Source organism: Streptomyces zhihengii, assembly GCF_016919245.1.
GTDB classification, from domain to species: Bacteria; Actinomycetota; Actinomycetes; order Streptomycetales; family Streptomycetaceae; genus Streptomyces; species Streptomyces zhihengii.
Map to the genome: position 1 here is coordinate 920581 of NZ_JAFEJA010000001.1, position 18260 is coordinate 938840.

Here is an 18260-nt window from a genome sequence, read left to right on the forward strand (position 1 = left end):
CGGTCAGCTGCCCGGGGTCAGCGCGTCGATCAGCTGCCGGGCGCGGGTGTCGTCGTGCAGGAGTGCCTCGATCAGGGGGCCGGTCCCCGGGTCGGCGGCGGGCAGGGCGCAGGAGCCGGCGGGCGAGGTGGCGTACGGGCGGGTCGCCGCGTCGAGGTAGGCCCTGGCGGGGCGGGCGTCGGCCGTCAGCCGGACGCGTCCGCCGGTCAGGGCGCGGTGCACCGCGGCGTGGTCGATTCCCAGGCCGGCCAGCAGTTCGCCGCCCGCGTAGCGGGAGTCGTCGCCGGGGGCGGCTTCCTTCGCCAGATGCGGGTGGCGCAGGGCCAGCTCGTGGGTGGCCAGGACCGCCAGCAGGATGTGCTCGGTGCCGGGCTCGCGGCAACCGAGGCGGCGCGCCTGCTCGTAGGTCTCCATGGCGGCCCACCAGGCGGGCCGCGCGGCCCAGTTGACGCCCGCGAAGGTGAGCATCCACCGCTTCCACAGCGGCAGGTGCCGGTACACACCGCGGCCGAGCAGGACCTCGCGGGTGGGGTGCAGCAGGGGGTCGAGGTCGTCGTGCCCGGCCGCGGTTCCGCCGTCGAGCCGGGTGCGCACGGTCAGCGGTGAGACACTGCAGGCGCCGAGGAGTTCCACCGCGCGGTTGTCCTCCTCCAGCAGCGCCCGCAGCAGATGGACCGCGGTGAACTTCGGCGCGTCCTCCCGCTGGGCCTGCCGCATCGCCGCGGTCAGCGCCCGGGCCGCGGCGCCGGTGAGACGGATGCCCCGGTCGCCGTCCTCCCCCAGGACGTCCGTGGAGGCGACGGCGGCCCCGGCGTCGTCCGAGCCGCCCCAATCGCCGTCGCCTCCCCTCCTGTCGCGCAGCACCGCCATCAGCACCGTCCTGGTCGCGCCTTCGCCGTCGAGCGCTTCGCGTGCGGGGCCCCTGGCCGTGGTGATGCCCGCCAGCAGGTGTTCGGACCCGATGGGTCCGTCGGCGGATGCCCGTGCGCCGCGGGCGGCGCCCAGGATTCCGACGACGTTCCAGGCGGGCTCCTTGATCGCTGTCATACGGCTCTCCTCGTGGTGGTGGTGGCGGCGGGGGTGGGTCGGGGTGCGGGGAGGGGTGCGGGGAGGGGGTGCGGCGGGGGCGGGGATGCGACGTGCAGGGACGGGGATGCGGCGGGAGCGGGGGCGGGTCAGTCCGAGCGCAGGGCGTCCAGGGCGACGGCCTGGGCGATGGCGAGCCGGCGGTCGAGGCCGGGACCGGTCAGGCGGATCACGTACCGCGCACGCAGCCCGAACCGCTTGTCGACGGTCATGCCCCGCTTCCCGCCGTCGGCGCCCTCGGTGAAGTCGAAGTGGTGCGGCCACACGAACGGCACGAAGTCGGTGAACGGCAGGAAGTCCCAGACCCGGCGCAGCACGGCCACCGCCGCGTTGCGCTCGCGTCCGGTGAGATCCCCGTGCCCGGGCCGGCCGAGGACCCAGGTCGTGCGCAGCAGGGAGGCGACCGGCTTCTCGTGGAAGGTCCCGAGGGCGTTCCCCTCCTCGTCCCGCACCGTGTAGACGGCGCCGAGGTCGAGGGCCTGGCCGGCCTCGAAGGTGCACAGGACGCGGTCCCTGGACTCGTCGGTCCAGACCGTCGTCCGTTCGGTGGCCGTCAGCGCCTTCTGCTCGGCGAAGGCGACGGTCTCGCCCGCCGATCCGTCGGGGCGGGCCGATGTCACGGAGTACCTCTTGACCGCCAGGGTCGTCCGCCGTCTGACGGTGAAACTCTCCTGCGCCTGGAGCTGCGTGGTGTCCACGAGGTGCTTCCCCCATCGTCGTTCTCTTGCGTCGTCCGGTGTCCATCCTCACCACCGGCGGACGCACGGGGCAGTTCCCGGAAGTCGCGCACCCGAACGACGAAGGGGGACGGCGCGGACACCTCGCCCGGGCACAACACGGGCGCGGGCAGTCGACTTTCGTCGATCACGGCGACGACGCGGGGATGATGCGGCGCTCCGGGGCGGTGGCTATCGTCGGCCCGTGAAACGGACCGACGCACCCACCGCCCGCATCGCCTGGCAGCGCAGGCTCCGCCGTGCCCTGACATCGCCCTGGAGCCGTGGCCGGATCGCCGGGGAGTGTGTGGTCACCACCGTCCAGGCCGGGTTGCCCGGGCTCCTCGACGCGATGGTGGCCGGATTCACCGTGCGCACCCTCCTCGTCGTGGTGGGCGTCGCCCTGCTGTCACTGGCCAGGCGCGCGCTGCCGGCGACGGTGCTGGTCCTCGCGGCGGTCACGGCCGCGGAGTTGCCCGCGGCGTCGCTGCTGCTGGTGTACGCGAGCTGGTCGGCGGGGCGGCGTGTCGAGCGTCCCGGGCGCATGGCCGCCGCCTACGGCTGCGCGCTCGTCCTGTACACCGCGCTGTCCACCCACAACGAGCTGCGTGCGGACTCCGAGCTGCCGCTCGTCACGGGGGCGCTGAGCACGGCCGTTTTCCTGGTGCTGGCCGTCGTGCCGGGGCTGGTGGGCCGGTACCGGGCACAACGCCGTTCGCTGCTGCTCGCGTTGCGGCACAACAACGAGCAACTGGTGCGCGAGCAGGCGATGGTGGCCCATCAGGCGCGGCTGCTGGAGCGCGGCCGCATCGCCCGGGACATGCACGACAGCCTGGGCCACCAGCTCGCCCTGATCTCGGTGCATGCCGGGGCGCTTCAGGTCGACCCCGATCTGACGGAGCGCCAGCGGGAGGGTGTGAGGATCCTGCGGGACGCCTCGGTGGCCGCGATGGGGGAGCTGCGCGAGGCCGTCGGCATCCTCCACGACGTCCGGGACCGGCCGGACCGGGGCGGCGGGCGCACCGAGCCCGGCGGCGCGGGGGCCGGGCTCGTGCCGGCGGCGGGCGGCGAGCAGCCGCGGGCGCGGGCGGCGGCGTCCGTCGAGGAGCTCGTCGCCTCGTCCCGCGCCGCGGGCGCGACGGTGGAGCTGCACCGGTCCGGGACGTTCAGGCAGCTCGCTCCCGCGGCCGACCACGCGGCCTACCGGATAGCCCAGGAGGGCCTGACCAACGCCCACAAGCACGCCCCGGGCGCCCCGATCGCCGTGGCCCTGCGCTACGAGGCGGACAGCCTGGTCGTGGAGGTCGCCAACGGGCCCGCTCCGGCCGGGACTCCGGCCGCCCCGGCGGGGATCAGCGGGGGCCAGGGGCTGACGGGTCTGCGGGAGCGGGCCAGGCTCGTCGGCGGCATGGTGCACACCGGAGCGACCGCGGACGGCGGGTTCCGCATCGCCGGGATGCTGCCCTACGGCGCCGGGCACGGCGAGGCACCGCCACGGCCGCACGCGCCGGAGCCGGCCGGTGCGGCGGCGTTCGCGGCGCCCGTGAGCGCCGGGGGTCCCGGCGCCGGGTATCCCGGGGACGCGCATCCCGGCGCCGGGTATCCCGGCGGCCCGGCCGCACCCGGCCCGTACGACGGCTTCGCCGCGCACCCGGGGGCGGGGGCGGCGAACGGGGGCGGCGCGGCCCCCGTGCACGGGGAGTTCGCCGCGATCATGAGCAGCAGGAGGAACCTGGCCGTCGGCTGCGCCGTCACCGGTGCCGTCCTCGTGGTGGGCGTGATCGCCATGGGCGTCTGGGGGGTGAGCGCGCTGATGGACGAGGTGGACAAGGCCATGATCCCGGTGAGCGTGTACGAGTCCGCGCGCCCCGGCGACCCCGAGGCCGTCGTCCAGGAGAAACTGCCGGCCGAGGACTCGTTCCTGACGGCGGACCTCGCGACGTCGGGCCCGCCGATGCCCGAGGGTGCGACCTGCCGGCACTTCGCGTCCGACGACCCCGACGACTTCACGACCGTCTTCCGGTTCTGCTTCCGCGACGGAAAGCTGGTGTCGAAGGAGACCTTCGACGACGCACCCTGAGGCGCCGCGGCCGCGCTCCGACCGCCCACCGCACGCCCCGTGTTCGAACGGATCAGGGCATGATGGCCACCCACGGGCCATCCGCTCCGGGACCGACTTCGCACAGGAGGCCATTGTGATCCGGGTCCTCGTCGCCGACGACGAGCCGCTCATCCGGGCCGGCATCAGAATGATCCTCACCTCGGCCGACGACATCGAGGTGGTCGCGGAGGCCGGTGACGGCCGGGAGGCGGTGCTGCGGGCCGCCGACACCGGCGTCGACGTCGCGCTGCTGGACATCAGGATGCCCGTCATGGACGGCCTCACGGCGCTGGCCGAGCTGCGGCGCGCGGCGCCCCGGGTGCGGGCGCTGATCCTGACCACCTTCGGCGAACGCGAGAACGTGCTGCGCGCGCTCGGCCACGGCAGCGCGGGCTTCCTGCTCAAGGACTCCGCGCCCGACGAGCTGATCCACGCCGTGCGGGCGGCGGCCGCCGGGAACGCCTACCTCTCGCCGACGGCCACCCGGCACGTGGTGGACACGCTCGCGGCCCCGGGGGCCACCGCCCGCGCGGAGCAGGCCAGACACCGCATCGACGGGCTGACCGCCCGCGAACGCGAGGTGCTCGCCCTGCTCGGGGAGGGCCTGTCCAACGCGGACACCGGCCGGCGGCTGCACATGAGCGAGGCCACCATCAAGACGTACGTCAGCCGCATCCTGACCAAGCTCGACGTCGACAACCGGGTCCAGGCGGCGCTGCTCGCGCGCGACGCCGGGCTGCATCCGGACGCGGTCTGACCGACGCCGGGCGGCTGCGTCCCGACGCGGTCCGACCGACACCGGACCGCGTCCCGACGCGCTCCGACCGACACCGGCACACATCCGCACCTCGCCCGCCCGACGCCCAACTCCCGCCGGGAGCAGGCGGGTCGATGGGGCGTGCCCGAAGAGCGCCGCGTGCCGTGCGCGTCGCGGCGCGCCGGCCCGGACCGTTGTGGCGTCGGTGTATTGACGGCGAATGAAACAACTCAATAGTTTGAGTATCTTCGACTCACAGGGGGATTCGCATGGAATCCAGTACTGCCGAAACCGCACGGCCCGCCCCCGTCTTCACCACGTACTCCCCCGCGACCGGCGAACCCGTCGCCGAGCACCCGGCCCACGGGCCGGCCGAGGTCTCCCGGGCCGTGGACGGGGTCCGGGCGGTGCAGGCCGGCTGGGCGGCGCTGCCGGCCTCCCGGCGCCGCGACCACCTGCTGCGGTGGAAGAAGGCACTCGCCACCGAGCTGGACACGGTGGCGCGCACCATCGCCGAGGAGACGGGGAAGCCGGCCGGCGACGCGGCGCTGGAGGTGGTGCTCACGCTGGAGCACCTGGCCTGGGCCGCCCGCAACGCGGGGCGGGTGCTGCGCCGGCGGAAGGTGTCCACCGGGCTGTTCACCGTCCACCAGCGGGCCTCGCTGGTGCACCGGCCGCTGGGCGTGGTCGGGGTGATCGGCCCCTGGAACTATCCGCTCTACACCCCGATGGGGTCCATCGGTTACGCCCTGGCGGCGGGGAACGGCGTGGTGTTCAAGCCGTCCGAGCTGACCCCGGGCACCGGGGTGCTGCTGGCGCGGCTCTTCAACGACGCGGTGCCGGGGCACGCCGGACTGCTCACCACCGTCACCGGCGCGGCGTCCACCGGGGACGCGCTGGCCCGGTCCGGGGTGGACAAGCTGGCGTTCACCGGCTCGCCCGGGACGGCCCGCAAGGTGATGGCGGTGTGCGCCGAGACGCTGACGCCGTTCCTCGCCGAGTGCGGCGGCAAGGACGCGGTGATCGTCACCGCGGACGCGGACCTGTCGGCGGCGGCCGACGCGATCGTCTGGGGCGCGCTGAGCAACGCGGGGCAGACCTGTGCGGGGGTCGAGCGCGTCTACGCGGTGCGGGAGATCCACGCGGAGCTGTGCGAACGGGTGGTGGAGCGCGCCAAGGCGCTGCCCACCGGCGCCGGGGCGGACGCGGCCTACGGCCCGATGACGCTGGCGGGCCAGGTCGCCGTGGTGGAGCGGCATGTGACGGGTGCGGTGTCGGCGGGCGGGCGGGCCCTGCTGGGCGGGCCCGGCTCGGTGCGCGCCCCGTATGTGGAGCCGGTCGTGCTGAGCGACGTCCCGGAGGACGCGGCGGCGATGACGGAGGAGACCTTCGGGCCCGTCGTGGCGATCAACGCGGTGGCCGACGTGGACGAGGCGGTGGAGCGGGCCAACGCCTCGCGCTACGCCCTGGGCGCGGCGGTGTTCTGCGGCGGCGGGCGGGCGGGGGCGGCGATCGCGGCGCGGCTGCGCGCGGGCGCGGTGTCGGTGAACTCGGTGCTGGGCTTCGCCGCGGTGCCGGCCCTGCCGTTCGGCGGGTCCGGGGACTCCGGCTTCGGGCGGATCCACGGCGAGGAGGGGCTGCGCGCCTTCACCTCCGTGCAGTCCACGACCGTGCAGCGGTTCACCCCGCCGATCGCGCTGACCTCGTTCGACGTGCCGGCCGCCACACGGGAGCGGGCGGTGCGGCTCGCGCAGTCGCTGCACCGGCGCCGCTGAACGGCGGACCCGCGTCCCGGCCCGGTCCGCCCCGCGTGGGCGGGCCGGGCCGGTCAGGCGTTCAGCAGCGGGGCCAGATAGCGGCGGGCGAAGGCCCGGGCCTGCTCCTCGTCGTCCATCGCGATGCAGCCGGCGGGGTTCAGCAGGAACGACACGGCGACGCGCACCATGAGTTCGGCGACCGGCCCCGGGTCCTCGTCGGGGCGGCCCTCAGCCTGCTGGGCGCGGCGCAGATGGCCCGTCAGATAGGCGGCGGTGGCGGAGAGCGAGGAGCCGCCCTGCACGGTCAGATACGGCAGCACGACGTCCGGTTCGAGGCGCAGCAGGCCGCCGAAGAGGGGGTGGGCGCGGGTGTGGCGCAGGGCGACGACGAAGCCCTCGACGACCCGTTCCTCCATGGTCGGCAGCGCCGCCACCGCCGCGTCCAGCCGCTGGAAGAAGCGGCCGAGCTCGCGCAGCAGGGTTGCCTCGACCAGTTTGTCCTTGGTCTGGAAGCGCCGGAAGACGGTGACGCGGGAGACCCCGGCGCGCTTGGCGACGTCGTCGACGGAGGAACGGCGCAGGCCCAGCAGGGTGAACTGCTCCAGTGCGGCGTCCAGGATCCGCCGCGCGGTGCGGTCCTCCGTCTCCGGCTGGGCGATGGCCCGGGCGAGCTCCGAGTCGTCCGTGTCAGTTCTCATGGCCTTCACGATACCGGCGAACACCTCCCGGTGAGACTCTGAAACGTCTATCGTATCTTCGTAACGCGATTCGAACCCAGGAGGACCTGATGGGCAGTCGCCTCACCGAAGAACAGGCAGATTTCGTCGCGGCCCTCCGCGATTTCGCCAAGCGGGAATGCGGCACCCGGGAGCAGCGCGACGCGCTGACCTCGGGCGGCCGCGAGGCCCACGACCCCGCGCTGTACGGCCGGCTCGCCGACCTGGGCTGGCTCGGGGTGTGCCTGCCCGAGGAGTACGGAGGCTCCGGGGGCGGGGTGGCCGACGCCTGCCTCTTCCTGGAGGAGACCTCCTACGGCATGGTCCCGGCGGGCGGCTTCATCACCACCGTCATCGCCGCCAAGGCGTACGAGAAGTTCGGCACCGAGCGGCAGCGGCACGAGGTGCTGTCCGGTGTCGTGCGCGGTGACGTGCTGTCGATCGCCATGTCGGAGCCGGAGGCCGGGTCGGACGTCGGCGCGCTGCGCTGCCAGGCCCGGCAGGAGGCGGACGGCACCTGGGTGATCGACGGGCAGAAGACCTGGATCTCCAACGCGCACTGCGCCGAGCACATCCTGCTGGTGGCCCGCACCGGCGCGGACAAGCACGGCGGGCTGACCATGTTCCATCTGCCCGGCGGCACCGCGGGCGTGGAGATCCGGCGCATCGACACCATGGGCGGCCGGGAGGTCAACGACGTCTTCCTCACCGGTGTGCGGCTGCCCGCGGACGCGGTCGTCGGCCGGGTGGACGGCGGCTGGGCGCAGTTGATGGCCGGGCTGAACCACGAGCGGCTGTTCCTCGCCGCGAACATGCTGGGCCTGGCGCGGCGGGTCTTCGACGACACGGTCGCCTACGTCCGCGAGCGCGAGCAGTTCGGCCGGCCGGTGGGCTCCTTCCAGGCGCTGCGGCACCGGATCGCCGATCTCGCCACCGAGATCGAGTGCACCCGGCTGCTGGTGCGCGAGACGGCCCTGGACTGCGACGCCCAGCCGGAGAAGCTGTTCCCGCGCGAGGCGTCGATGGCGAAGCTGAAGGCGACCGAACTCGCCAAGCGGGCCGCGCTGGAGGGCATGCAGATGATGGGCGGCTACGGCTACACCACGGAGTTCGACATGGAGCGCCATCTGCGGGCGGCGGTGGTGTCCACGGTCTACGGCGGCACCAGCGAGATCCAGCGGGACGTCATCGGCAAGACCTACGGCCTCTGAGCGGGCCCGGCACGACGCTGCGGCCGCCGCCCCCCGGTCCGGGGGGCGGCGGCCGCAGCGTCGTGCCGGCGAAAGGGCGGCTCAGCCCTCGTAGAGGCCGGACAGCTCCTCGGCGTACTTGTCCCGGATGATCCGGCGCCGCATCTTCAGCGAGGGGGTCAGCTCACCGGTCGCCGGACCCCACTCCTCGGTCAGCAGCTCGTACCGCTTGACCTGCTCGGTGTGGTTGAGCCGGGCGTTGGCGGCGGCGACCGCCCGCTCCACCTCCGCGCGGACGGCGGGGTGCGCCGCCAGCGCGGCCGCTCCCCCCTCCGCCTCGACGCCGTTGGCCGCGGCCCAGGCGGGGGCGGCCTCCGCGTCGAGCACCAGCAGGGCGACCAGGTAGGAGCGGTTGTCGCCGTGCACCATCGCCTGGCCGATCAGCGGATGGGTCTTGAGCGCGTTCTCCACCAGTGCCGGGGAGACGTTCTTGCCGGTGGAGGTGATGATCATCTCCTTCTTCCGGTCGGTGAGCCAGAGGTAGCCGTCCTCGTCCATCCGCCCGATGTCGCCGGTGGCGAGCCAGCCGTCCGCGTCCAGGCCGGAGTGCACCGAGCCGTCCGGCTGGAGGTAGCCGGAGAAGACGGACGACCCCCGCACCATGATCTCGCCGTCCTCGGCGACACGGACCTGGACCGACTCCACCGGGCGCCCCACGGAGCCGAGCCGGAAGCCGGCCCGGGGGCTGTTGCTGGTGGCCACACCGGTGGTCTCGGTCATCCCCCAGGCGTCCATGATGACGATGCCGAAGCCGGCCCAGAAGCGGACCACGTCGACGGACATGGGCGCCGAGGCGCTGGCCGACCAGGTCACCCGGTCCAGGCCGCCCGCGGCCAGCATGGGCAGCAGCACCTCCTCGCGGACCCGCTCGTAGCGCTTCTCCAGTTCGGCGGGCGGCGTCTCGCCCCGCTCGCGGTGGCCGACGTGCTCACGCGCGACCTCGAACGCCTCCTCGATGACGGCCCGTTGCTCGGCGGGCATCAGCGAGAGGACGCCCCGCACGGCGGCGGACAGCTTCTCCCAGATCCTCGGCACGCCGAAGAACTGCGCGGGGCGCACCTTGCGCACCACGGCGGCGACACCCGTCGGATCGGCGCAGAGGTAGACGTGCGAGGCCCGGTGGCAGGGCAGGTAGATGCCCAGCATCCGCTCGGCGATATGGGCGAAGGGCAGGTAGCAGATGTGCTCGACGTGCGGGGGCAGCTCCACCACGGCGTCCAGCGCCAGCGCGTTGGACATCACCTGGCGGTGGGTCAGGACGACGCCCTTGGGCTCGCCGCTGGTGCCGGAGGTGTAGACGACGGTCAGCGGGTCCTCGGGGCGGGCGGTGTCCAGTTCCCCGGCGAAGTGCTCCGGCTCCGGTTCGCGGAGCAGGGCGGCGTACGGGGAGTGGGGGCCCTCCGCGCCCTCCTCGGCCACCACCAGACGCTCCAGCGGGGTGTCCGCGTCGGCCAGCAGCGGCTCCCACACGGCCACCTGCGCCGCCCCCTCCACCACGGCGAGGCGGGCCCGGCAGTTGCGGGCGATGTGGGTGATCTGCTCGGGCGCCGAGGTGCCGTAGACGCTGACCGGGATCGCGCCGAGGCGGACCAGCGCCAGGTCGGACAGCCAGTGTTCGGGCCGGTTGGACATCATCAGCAGCACATGGTCGCCGCGCCCGACACCGAGGGCCCGGAAGCCCGCGGCGAGGCTCCGGGTGCGCTCGTGGATCTCCGCCCAGCCGAGCGTGGTCCATGCGCCGTCCGGGTCCGCCGTCTGCCAGGAGAGGCCGGGGAGCAGCGGGTACTCGGTTGCGTTGCGGGCGAGCAGCTGCGGCAGGGTCCGGTCGGCCGGGTCGTCGGACAGGTCGCCGCTGGTACGGGGTCTTGATGTCATCGGGGCCTCCTTGCGGGCGGAAGGGAAGGGTCGGGCAGGCGTCGGGCGTCGGGCCTCAGGCGTCAGGCATCGCGCGTCAGGCGTCGGTGAAGGTCTCGCCCCGCTCGGCCTTGGCGACCAGCAGCGCCGGCGGCCGGAACCGGTCGCCGTAGCGCTCGGCGAGCTCACGGGCGCGGGCCGTGAAGCCGGGCAGGCCGCCCTCGTAGCCGTTGATGTACTGGAGCACGCCGCCCGTCCAGGCCGGGAAGCCGATGCCCATGAGGGAGCCGATGTTGGCGTCCGCCACCGAGACCAGCACGCCCTCCTCCAGGCAGCGCACCGAGTCGAGCGCCTCGACGAAGAGCATCCGCTCCCGCATGTCCTCGAAGGGGATGTCCGTGCCCTCGCGGGTGAAGTGCTCGCGCAGTCCGGGCCAGAGCCCCGCCCGCCTGCCGTCCTCGTCGTAGTCGTAGAAGCCTGCGCCGCCGCTGCGGCCGGGCCGCCCGAACTCGTCGACCATGCGGTCCACCACCCCGTCCGCGGGGTGTCCCGGCCAGGTGCCGCCGGCCTCCTCGACCGCGCGCCTGGTCTCCTCACGGATCTTGCGCGGGAGGGTGAGGGTGAGCTCGTCCATCAGGCTGAGCACCTTGGCCGGGTAGCCGGCCTGGGCGGCGGCCTGCTCGACGGAGGCCGGTTCGATGCCCTCGCCGACCATGGCGACGCCCTCGTCGATGAAGCGGCCGATGACGCGGGAGGTGAAGAAGCCCCGGGAGTCGTTGACGACGATGGGCGTCTTGTCGATCCGCCGGACCAGGTCGAAGGCGCGGGCGAGCGCCTCGTCGCCGGTCTTCCCCCCCTTGATGATCTCCACCAGCGGCATCTTGTCGACGGGTGAGAAGAAGTGGAGGCCGATGAAGTCGGCCTGGCGCTCCACGCCTTCGGCGAGGGTGGTGATGGGCAGGGTGGAGGTGTTGGAGCACAGCAGCGCGTCGGGCTCGACGACGTCCTGGATCTCCTGGAACACCTTGTGCTTGAGCGCGGTGTCCTCGAAGACCGCCTCGATGACGACGTCGCAGCCCGCCAGGTCGGCGGCCTCGGCGGTCGGCGTGATCCGGGCCAGCAGCGCGTCCGCCTTCTCCTGCGTGGTGCGGCCCCGTGAGACGGCCTTGGCGCACAGCTTCTCCGAGTAGCCCTTGCCCTTCCGCGCCGACTCGGCGGTGACGTCCTTCAGGACGACCTCGATCCCGGCGCGCGCACAGGAGTACGCGATACCCGCACCCATCATCCCCGCACCGAGCACGGCCACCTTCCGCACCGTACGCGGCTCGATCCCCTGCGGCCGGCCGGCACCGGAGTTGACGGCCTGGAGGTCGAAGAAGAACGCCTGGATCATGTTCTTGGTGATCTGGCCCGTGACCAGGTCGGTCAGGTACCGGGCCTCCACCACGAAAGCCGTGTCCACGTCGACCTGGGAACCCTCGACGGCGGCCGCGAGGATGTTGCGCGGAGCGGGGTAGGGGGCGCCGCCCGTCTTCTTCTTCAGCAGCGCGGGCAGGGCGGGGAGCTGCGCGGCCAGCTGCGGGTGCGCGGGGGTGCCGCCGGGGATCCGGTAGCCCTTGGCGTCCCAGGGCTGCTGGGACTGCGGGTGGGCGTCGACGAAGGCGTGCGCCTTGGCGATGAGGTCGTCCCGGTCGGCGGCGATCTCGTCGACGAGGCCGGCCTCCAGGGCGCGGGCGGGCCCGTACCGGGTGCCCTCCAGGAGGACCTTGCGCAGGGCGTCGGCCACACCGAACATGCGGACGGTGCGGGTCACTCCCCCGCCGCCGGGCAGCAGGCCCAGGGTGACCTCGGGAAGCCCGACGCGGGCGGCCGGGCTGTCCAGCACCACACGGTGGTGGCAGGCGAGGGCGATCTCGTAACCGCCGCCGAGCGCGGCGCCGTTGATCGCGGCGACGACCGGGACGCCCAGGGTCTCCAGGACGCGCAGCGAGCGCTTGACCCGCATTCCGGCCTCGAAGGAGAGGGAGGCGGTGTCGGGGGTGACGGACTTCAGGTCGCGCAGGTCGCCGCCCGCGAAGAAGCTCTTCTTCGCGGAGGTGACGATGACGCCCCGGAGGCTGTCGCCGCGTGCGGCGAGCCGTGCGGCGACGGCGTCCAGCGAGTCGATGAACGCGGCGTTCATGGTGTTGGCGGACTGGCCCGGGTCGTCGAGGACGAGGGTGACGACATGGTCGTCGGACTCTTCCCAGCGGATGGTGGCGGGTCCCGCGGTGGTGTCCATGGCTGGTGTGTCTCCCGTTGAGGTGGACGGCTGCTGAGGGCGGGACGGTCAGAGGCGTTCGACGACGGTGGCGATGCCCATGCCGCCGCCCACGCACAGGGTGGCGAGGCCGAACCGCTGGTCCCGGCGCTCCAGTTCGTCGACGAGGGTGCCGAGGATCATCGCGCCGGTGGCGCCCAGCGGGTGGCCGAGGGCGATGGCGCCGCCGTTGACGTTGACCCTGTCCGGCGAGAAGCCCATGTCCTTGACGTAGCGCAGGACGACGGCGGCGAACGCCTCGTTGATCTCGACGAGGTCGATGTCGCCGACGGTCAGTCCGGCCTTGGCGAGCGCCTTGCGGGAGGCGGGCGCGGGGCCGGTGAGCATGATGGTCGGATCGGCTCCGGAGACGGCGGCGGAGACGATCCGGGCGCGCGGGGTCAGGCCGTGGCGCTCGCCGGCCTCCTTGCTGCCGACGGCGACGAGGGCGGCGCCGTCGACGATGCCGGAGGAGTTGCCGGCGTGGTGGACGTGGTCGATCCGCTCGACCCGGTGGTACTTCTGGAGCGCGACGGCGTCGAAGCCGCCCAGCTCGCCGATGCCCGCGAAGGACGGCTTGAGGGCGGCGAGCGAGTCCGCCGTGGTGCCGGGGCGCAGGTGCTCGTCGTGGTCGAGGACGACCATGCCGTTGCGGTCCCGCACGGGCACGACCGACCGCTCGAAGCGGCCGTCCTTCCAGGCGGTGGCCGCGCGTTCCTGGGAGAGCGCCGCGTACTCGTCCACGTCGCGCCGGGAGAAGCCCTCCAGGGTCGCGATCAGGTCGGCGCCGATGCCCTGCGGCACGAATCCGGTCTCGTGGCTGGTCATCGGGTCGAGTGCCCAGGCGCCGCCGTCGCTGCCCATCGGCACGCGCGACATGGACTCCACACCGCCCGCGAGGACCAGGTCCTCCCAGCCCGAACGGACCTTCATCGCCGCCATGTTGACGGCTTCCAGACCGGAGGCGCAGAAGCGGTTCTCCTGGACGCCCGCCACCGTGTCCGGCAGCCCGGCGAGGATCGCGGCGGTGCGGGCGATGTCCGCGCCCTGGTCGCCCAGCGGGCTGACCACGCCGAGGACGATGTCGTCGATCGCGGCCGGGTCGAGGTCCGGGAACCGGCGGAGGGTCTCGTGGATCAGTCCGACGACGAGGTCGATCGGCTTGGTGCCGTGCAGGGCGCCGCCTGCCTTGCCGCGTCCGCGCGGGGTGCGGATCGCGTCGTACACGTACGCTTCGGTGCTCACCTTGGGGTGCCTTCCGTCTCGGGTCGTGAGGAGCGCCGCGCAGCAGCACCGCTGCCGGGGCGGGGAGCCGGCCTGGGCTCAGCCGAGCAGCGAGCGGCCGATGATCTCCTTCATGATCTCGGTGGTGCCGCCGTAGATGGTCTGGACCCGGCTGTCGAGGAACGCCCGGGCGACCCGGTACTCGCTCATGTAGCCGTATCCGCCGTGGAGTTGCAGGCAGCGGTCGACCGTCCGCTTCTGGAGTTCGGTGGCCCACCACTTGGCCATCGAGGCGTGCGCCGCGTCGAGTTCGCCCTTGGTGTGGTCGGCGATGCAGCGGTCCATGAAGGCCCGGGTGACGGCGCACTCGGTGGCCATCTCGGCGATCTCGAAGCGGATGTGCTGGAGCCTGGCCAGCGGCCGGCCGAACGCCTCGCGCTCCTTCACATAGGCGGTGGTGACGCCGAGGATGTCCTCGGCCGCCGCGGCGGCGCCGACCGCGATCGCCAGCCGCTCCTGGGCGAGGTTGCCCATGAGGTAGGTGAACGCCTGGTTCTCCTCGCCGAGCAGGTTCTCCTTGGGGACGCGCACGCCGTCGAAGAACAGTTCGGCGGTGTCCTGGGCCTTCTGGCCGATCTTGTCGAGGTTGCGGCCGCGTTCGAAGCCCTCGGCACCGCGTTCCACGACGAGCAGCGACAGCCCGTGCGCGCCGCCCTCGGGAGTGGTCTTCGCGACGACGACCACCAGGTCGGCGAGGATGCCGTTGGAGATGAAGGTCTTGGTGCCGTCGAGCACCCAGTGGTCGCCCGCGTCGGTGGCGGTGGTGCGGATGCCCTGGAGGTCGGAGCCGGCGCCCGGCTCCGACATGGCGATCGCGGTGACGATGTCGCCGGAGACGAATCCGGGCAGCCAGCGCTGCTTCTGCTCCTCGGTGCCGAGCGAGGTGAGGTACGGGCCGACGATGTCGTTGTGCAGGCTGAGCGCCAGCCCGGAGGCGCCGGCGCGGGCGAACTCCTCGATGAGGACGGCGCTGTAGCGGAAGTCGTCCGACCCCCCGCCGCCGTACTCCTCGCCGACGGCCGTGCCGAGCAGCCCTTGGCGGCCGGCCGAACGCCACACCTCGCGGTCGACGACGCCGTCGCGCTCCCAGCGCGCGTGGTGCGGGACGACCTCCTTGGCGAGGAAGGTCCGCACGGTCTCGCGGAACGCCTCGTGGTCGGGGCCGTACAGGTCTCGTTCCAGGGTCACAGCCAGTTCCTCACGTGCTCGACGAGCCGGGCGGGATCGGGGCCGACGGGGGTGACGTTGAGCATGGTCACGCCCGCCTCGCGGAAGACCTCGACGCGGTCACGGACATAGCCCTCGGGGCCGGCGAGGCAGAGCCGCTCCAGCAGCTCGGCCGGTACGGCGGCTTCCGCGTCCTTCTTGCGGCCCGCGAGGTAGTGCTCCTGCACGGCCGAGGCCGCGGACTCGTAGCCGTAGGAGCAGACCAGGTCGTAGTAGAAGTTGCGGCCCGGCGCCCCCATGCCGCCGACGTAGAGGGCGACGGTGGGGCGCATCAGGTCGCGGACGGCCGCGGCGTCGTCGCCGATGGCCAGCAGACCGCCGGCCACGACCGAGAGCGGGCCGAGCGCCGGGTCGCGCCGTGCGGCGCCCTCGGCCAGGGACGGGCCCCAGACCTCGGCCGCGCGCTCGGGGACGTAGAGGAACGGCAGCCATCCGTCGGCGATCTCGGCGGTCATCCGGACGTTGGCCGGGCCCAGCGCCGCGACGTAGACGGGCACGGTGTCGCGGACGGGGTGGTTCAGCAGCTTCAGCGGCTTGCCGAGGGTGCCGCCCTTCTCGGGCGGCAGGGGCAGGTCGGTGATGCCGTGGTGCTCGATCACCTCGCGCCGCAGGATCCGGCGGGACAGCTCGATGACCTCGCGGGTGCGGCCCAGCGGACGGTCGTAGCGGCGGCCGTGCCAGCCCTCGACGACCTGCGGTCCGGAGGCGCCGACGCCGAGCAGCGCGCGGCCGCCGGTGAGGGCGTCCAGCCCGGCCGCGGTCTGGGCGATCAGCGCGGGGGTGCGCGAGTAGACGTTGAGGATGGCGGAGCCGATCCGCATCCGCTCGGTCCGCGCGGCCAGGTAGCCCATGATCGTCGGGGAGTCGAAGCCGTACGCCTCGGCCACCCACACGGCGTCGAGGCCGGCGGACTCCAGGGCGGCGGCCCGGTCCGCGGCCTCGCGCGGATCCCCGGCGTACGTCAGGGGTGAGGACAGTTCCATCAGCGGTGGTCCTTCAGCAGTTCGGGCACGCCCCAGTCACGCGCCACCTCCGGGGTGTGGGCCCCGGGGACGGCCGGCGGGCGCCGCAGGGTGCCGGGGGTGCCGGAGAAGCGGGGGGCGGGGGCGGGCTGGGTGATGCCGTGCGCCTCGGTGTAGGTGCCGCGTCCGGTCAGATGGGGGTGTCCGGCGGCCTCGCGCAGCGAGAGCACGGGCGCGACGCAGGCGTCGGTGCCCTCGAAGACGTCCGTCCAGCGGGCCCGGGTGGCGGTCTTGAAGCGGTTGGCGAACAGGGTGCGCAGGGCGGGCCAGTTGCGCGGGTCTGCGCGGTCGGGCAGTTCCCCGGCGTCGAGGCCCAGCAGGGCGGTGAACGCCGCGTAGAACTGCGGTTCGAGCGTGCCGACGGCCATCCAGCCGCCGTCCGAGGTCTCGTAGACGGCGTAGTGGGGGCAGCCGCCGTCGAGCAGGTTGCGGCCGCGGGTGTCCTGCCAGGTGCCTTCGGCGAGCATGCCCCAGAACATGGCGGTGAGGTGCGCGGTGCCGTCCACGATCGCGGCGTCCACCACCTGGCCGCGGCCGGTGGCGCGGGCGGTGAGCAGGGCGGCGAGGACACCGGTGGTCAGGTAGAGGGAGCCGCCCGCGTAGTCGCCGAGCAGGTTGACGGGGACGGCGGGCGGTCCGCCGGGCGCGCCGATCATGGACAGGGCGCCGGCGGTGGCGATGTAGCCGATGTCGTGTCCGGCCCGCGGGGCGAGGGGGCCCTGCTGGCCCCAGCCCGTCATCCGCCCGTACACCAGGGCGGGGTTGGCGGCCAGGCACTCCTCGGGGCCGACGCCGAGGCGTTCCGCGACGCCGGGCCGGTATCCCTCCAGGAGGACGTCGGCGCGGGACGCGAGGGCCCGTACGGTGTCCGGTCCGCCGGGCGACTTGAGGTCGACCAGGACGGAGCGCTTGTTGCGGTTGGTCACGTCACGGGCGGGGTCGCCGCCGAGCGGCGAGGGGCCGGGGCGGTCCACCCGCACCACGTCGGCGCCCAGGTCGGCGAGGAGCATCGCGGCGAACGGACCGGGCCCGATGCCCGCCAGTTCGACCACGCGCACGCCGTCCAGCGGGCCCGCGACATCGCGGCCGGGAGGATCGGTGGGGTGCCGGCTCATGGGTTCCTTTCTCGGTTCACGGCGGACACACCGCCGTCGATCGAGGACTTACTGAGCGTTCGCTAAGAACGTAGAAGTGGGACGCCGGTCGGTCAACTCCCCGTGCGGCACGAGTTTTCGTGGATACTCACCGGGGAAGTGACATCACGCCGGGCGCCGGGGACCAGGATTCCCTGATCGAGCGCTAAGGAACCGGAAGGGTGGCGTTTCGGTGTCACGGCCGTACGATGTCGCCGACCGCCGCCCGCCTTGAGGAGAGTCGTTGAACACCGAGCCGAGCCAGGACACCACGCCCCCGGCGGAGCACTGGCGCTCCTACGCACCGCTCGACCTGCACGCGATCCTGATGCGCGCCATGGAGGCCTTCAACGAGCACGGCTACCACGGCACATCGGTGCGCGACATCGCCGGCCGGGTGGGCGTCACCGTGCCCGCGCTCTACTACCACTACGCGAACAAGCAGGCCCTGCTGGCCACCCTGCTGGAGACGTCCATCAGGGACGTCCTGGACCGCTGCCGGGCCGCCGCCGGGGAGGCCGGCGACGATCCGCTGGCCCGCTTCTGCGGCATGGTCGAGTCGATCGTGCTCTACATGGCCCACCGCCAGCAACTGGCCTTCCTGGACACCGAGATCCGCAGCCTGGAGCCGGAGAACCGGGCGCGGTACATCGCCCTGCGCGACTACCTGGAGCACATGCTGCTGGACACCGTCGAGGCGGGCCGCGCGCAGGGCGTCTTCACCACCCCGATCCCGGCCGACGCGGTGCGCTCGGTGCTCGTGATGTGCCAGGGCGTCGCCAACTGGTTCCGCGAGGACGGCCCGCTCACCGCCGAGGAGGTCGCCGAGCGCCATGTGCTGCTGAGCCTCGGCACCGTGGGCCATCCCGGCACCGTCACCGGGGAGGCCCCGCTCCCGCTGCGGGGCCCCTCCTCCGCGCGAGGCACGGCGGGCCGGGTCACCGCGCCGCGCACCCCCCGCTGACGCCCCGGCCCTGCACGTTCCCCACCCCCGACCCGCTCCCCCGCCCGCACCCTCCCGGCACACCGCCGCCGCGGTGCGGGCACCGACGAGAGGA

15 protein-coding genes are annotated in these 18260 nt (G+C 73.5%); 6 read left to right on the top strand and 9 right to left on the bottom strand.

Going from position 1 to position 18260, the window contains the following annotated elements; all coding sequences use genetic code 11:
- Nucleotides 1-3: 3 nt before the first annotated feature.
- Both JE024_RS03940 and JE024_RS03945 read right to left on the bottom strand, forming a co-directional pair.
- The gene (locus JE024_RS03940) at nt 4-1047 is read right to left on the bottom strand and encodes a Clp protease N-terminal domain-containing protein (protein WP_205372229.1); all 1044 of its coding nucleotides are present in this window, start codon (nt 1045-1047) and stop codon (nt 4-6) included.
- Between the two features lie 128 nt (nt 1048-1175).
- Complete coding sequence (locus JE024_RS03945) at nt 1176-1784, bottom strand: LURP-one-related family protein (RefSeq protein ID WP_205372230.1); 609 nt, start codon at nt 1782-1784, stop codon at nt 1176-1178.
- 38 nt (nt 1785-1822) lie between these two features.
- On the opposite strand from JE024_RS03945, the gene JE024_RS03950 reads away from it, so the two are divergent.
- The 4 genes from JE024_RS03950 (at nt 1823) to JE024_RS03965 (ending at nt 6435) form a co-directional block, all read left to right on the top strand.
- Entirely contained in the window at nt 1823-2011 is a 189-nt protein-coding gene (locus JE024_RS03950) for a hypothetical protein (RefSeq protein ID WP_205372231.1), read from the top strand.
- On the top strand, nt 2008-3882 hold the full coding sequence (locus JE024_RS03955) for a sensor histidine kinase (protein WP_307840689.1): 1875 nt from the start codon (nt 2008-2010) through the stop codon (nt 3880-3882). Before JE024_RS03950 ends, JE024_RS03955 begins: the two co-directional genes overlap by 4 nt.
- Nucleotides 3883-3997: 115 nt before the next feature.
- The gene (locus JE024_RS03960) at nt 3998-4660 is read left to right on the top strand and encodes a response regulator transcription factor (RefSeq protein ID WP_205372232.1); all 663 of its coding nucleotides are present in this window, start codon (nt 3998-4000) and stop codon (nt 4658-4660) included.
- A 269-nt stretch (nt 4661-4929) separates the two neighbouring features.
- Nucleotides 4930-6435, top strand: coding sequence for an aldehyde dehydrogenase family protein (locus tag JE024_RS03965; protein WP_205372233.1), 1506 nt, complete (start codon nt 4930-4932; stop codon nt 6433-6435).
- Nucleotides 6436-6488: 53 nt separating this feature from the next.
- Here the strand turns inward: JE024_RS03965 and JE024_RS03970 are convergent, their stop codons facing one another.
- Entirely contained in the window at nt 6489-7115 is a 627-nt protein-coding gene (locus tag JE024_RS03970) for a TetR/AcrR family transcriptional regulator (RefSeq protein ID WP_205372234.1), read from the bottom strand.
- Between the two features lie 89 nt (nt 7116-7204).
- Between JE024_RS03970 and JE024_RS03975 the strand changes: the two genes are divergently transcribed.
- Nucleotides 7205-8344 carry an acyl-CoA dehydrogenase family protein gene (locus JE024_RS03975; protein WP_205372235.1) on the top strand — a complete coding sequence of 380 codons (1140 nt, stop codon included), beginning with the start codon at nt 7205-7207 and terminating at the stop codon, nt 8342-8344.
- Between the two features lie 81 nt (nt 8345-8425).
- Here JE024_RS03975 and JE024_RS03980 read toward each other — a convergent pair whose 3' ends face one another.
- From JE024_RS03980 to JE024_RS04005, 6 genes are all read right to left on the bottom strand, one after another.
- Entirely contained in the window at nt 8426-10258 is a 1833-nt protein-coding gene (locus JE024_RS03980) for an AMP-dependent synthetase/ligase (RefSeq protein WP_205372236.1), read from the bottom strand.
- A 76-nt stretch (nt 10259-10334) separates the two neighbouring features.
- Entirely contained in the window at nt 10335-12518 is a 2184-nt protein-coding gene (locus JE024_RS03985) for a 3-hydroxyacyl-CoA dehydrogenase NAD-binding domain-containing protein (protein WP_205372237.1), read from the bottom strand.
- 48 nt (nt 12519-12566) lie between these two features.
- A complete protein-coding gene (locus JE024_RS03990; RefSeq protein ID WP_205372238.1) occupies nt 12567-13781 on the bottom strand; it encodes an acetyl-CoA C-acetyltransferase in 1215 nt (404 codons plus the stop codon).
- A 78-nt stretch (nt 13782-13859) separates the two neighbouring features.
- Complete coding sequence (locus JE024_RS03995; RefSeq protein ID WP_372449765.1) at nt 13860-15008, bottom strand: acyl-CoA dehydrogenase family protein; 1149 nt, start codon at nt 15006-15008, stop codon at nt 13860-13862.
- On the bottom strand, nt 15005-16030 hold the full coding sequence (locus tag JE024_RS04000) for an LLM class F420-dependent oxidoreductase (RefSeq protein ID WP_205372239.1): 1026 nt from the start codon (nt 16028-16030) through the stop codon (nt 15005-15007). The genes JE024_RS03995 and JE024_RS04000 overlap by 4 nt, the downstream gene beginning before the upstream one ends.
- Nucleotides 16030-17184 (bottom strand): CaiB/BaiF CoA transferase family protein, encoded by a 1155-nt coding sequence (locus JE024_RS04005; protein ID WP_205372240.1) that lies wholly within the window; start codon nt 17182-17184, stop codon nt 16030-16032. Before JE024_RS04005 ends, JE024_RS04000 begins: the two co-directional genes overlap by 1 nt.
- Before the next feature lie 262 nt (nt 17185-17446).
- On the opposite strand from JE024_RS04005, the gene JE024_RS04010 reads away from it, so the two are divergent.
- A complete protein-coding gene (locus tag JE024_RS04010) occupies nt 17447-18166 on the top strand; it encodes a TetR/AcrR family transcriptional regulator (protein WP_205372241.1) in 720 nt (239 codons plus the stop codon).
- Nucleotides 18167-18260: the final 94 nt, after the last annotated feature.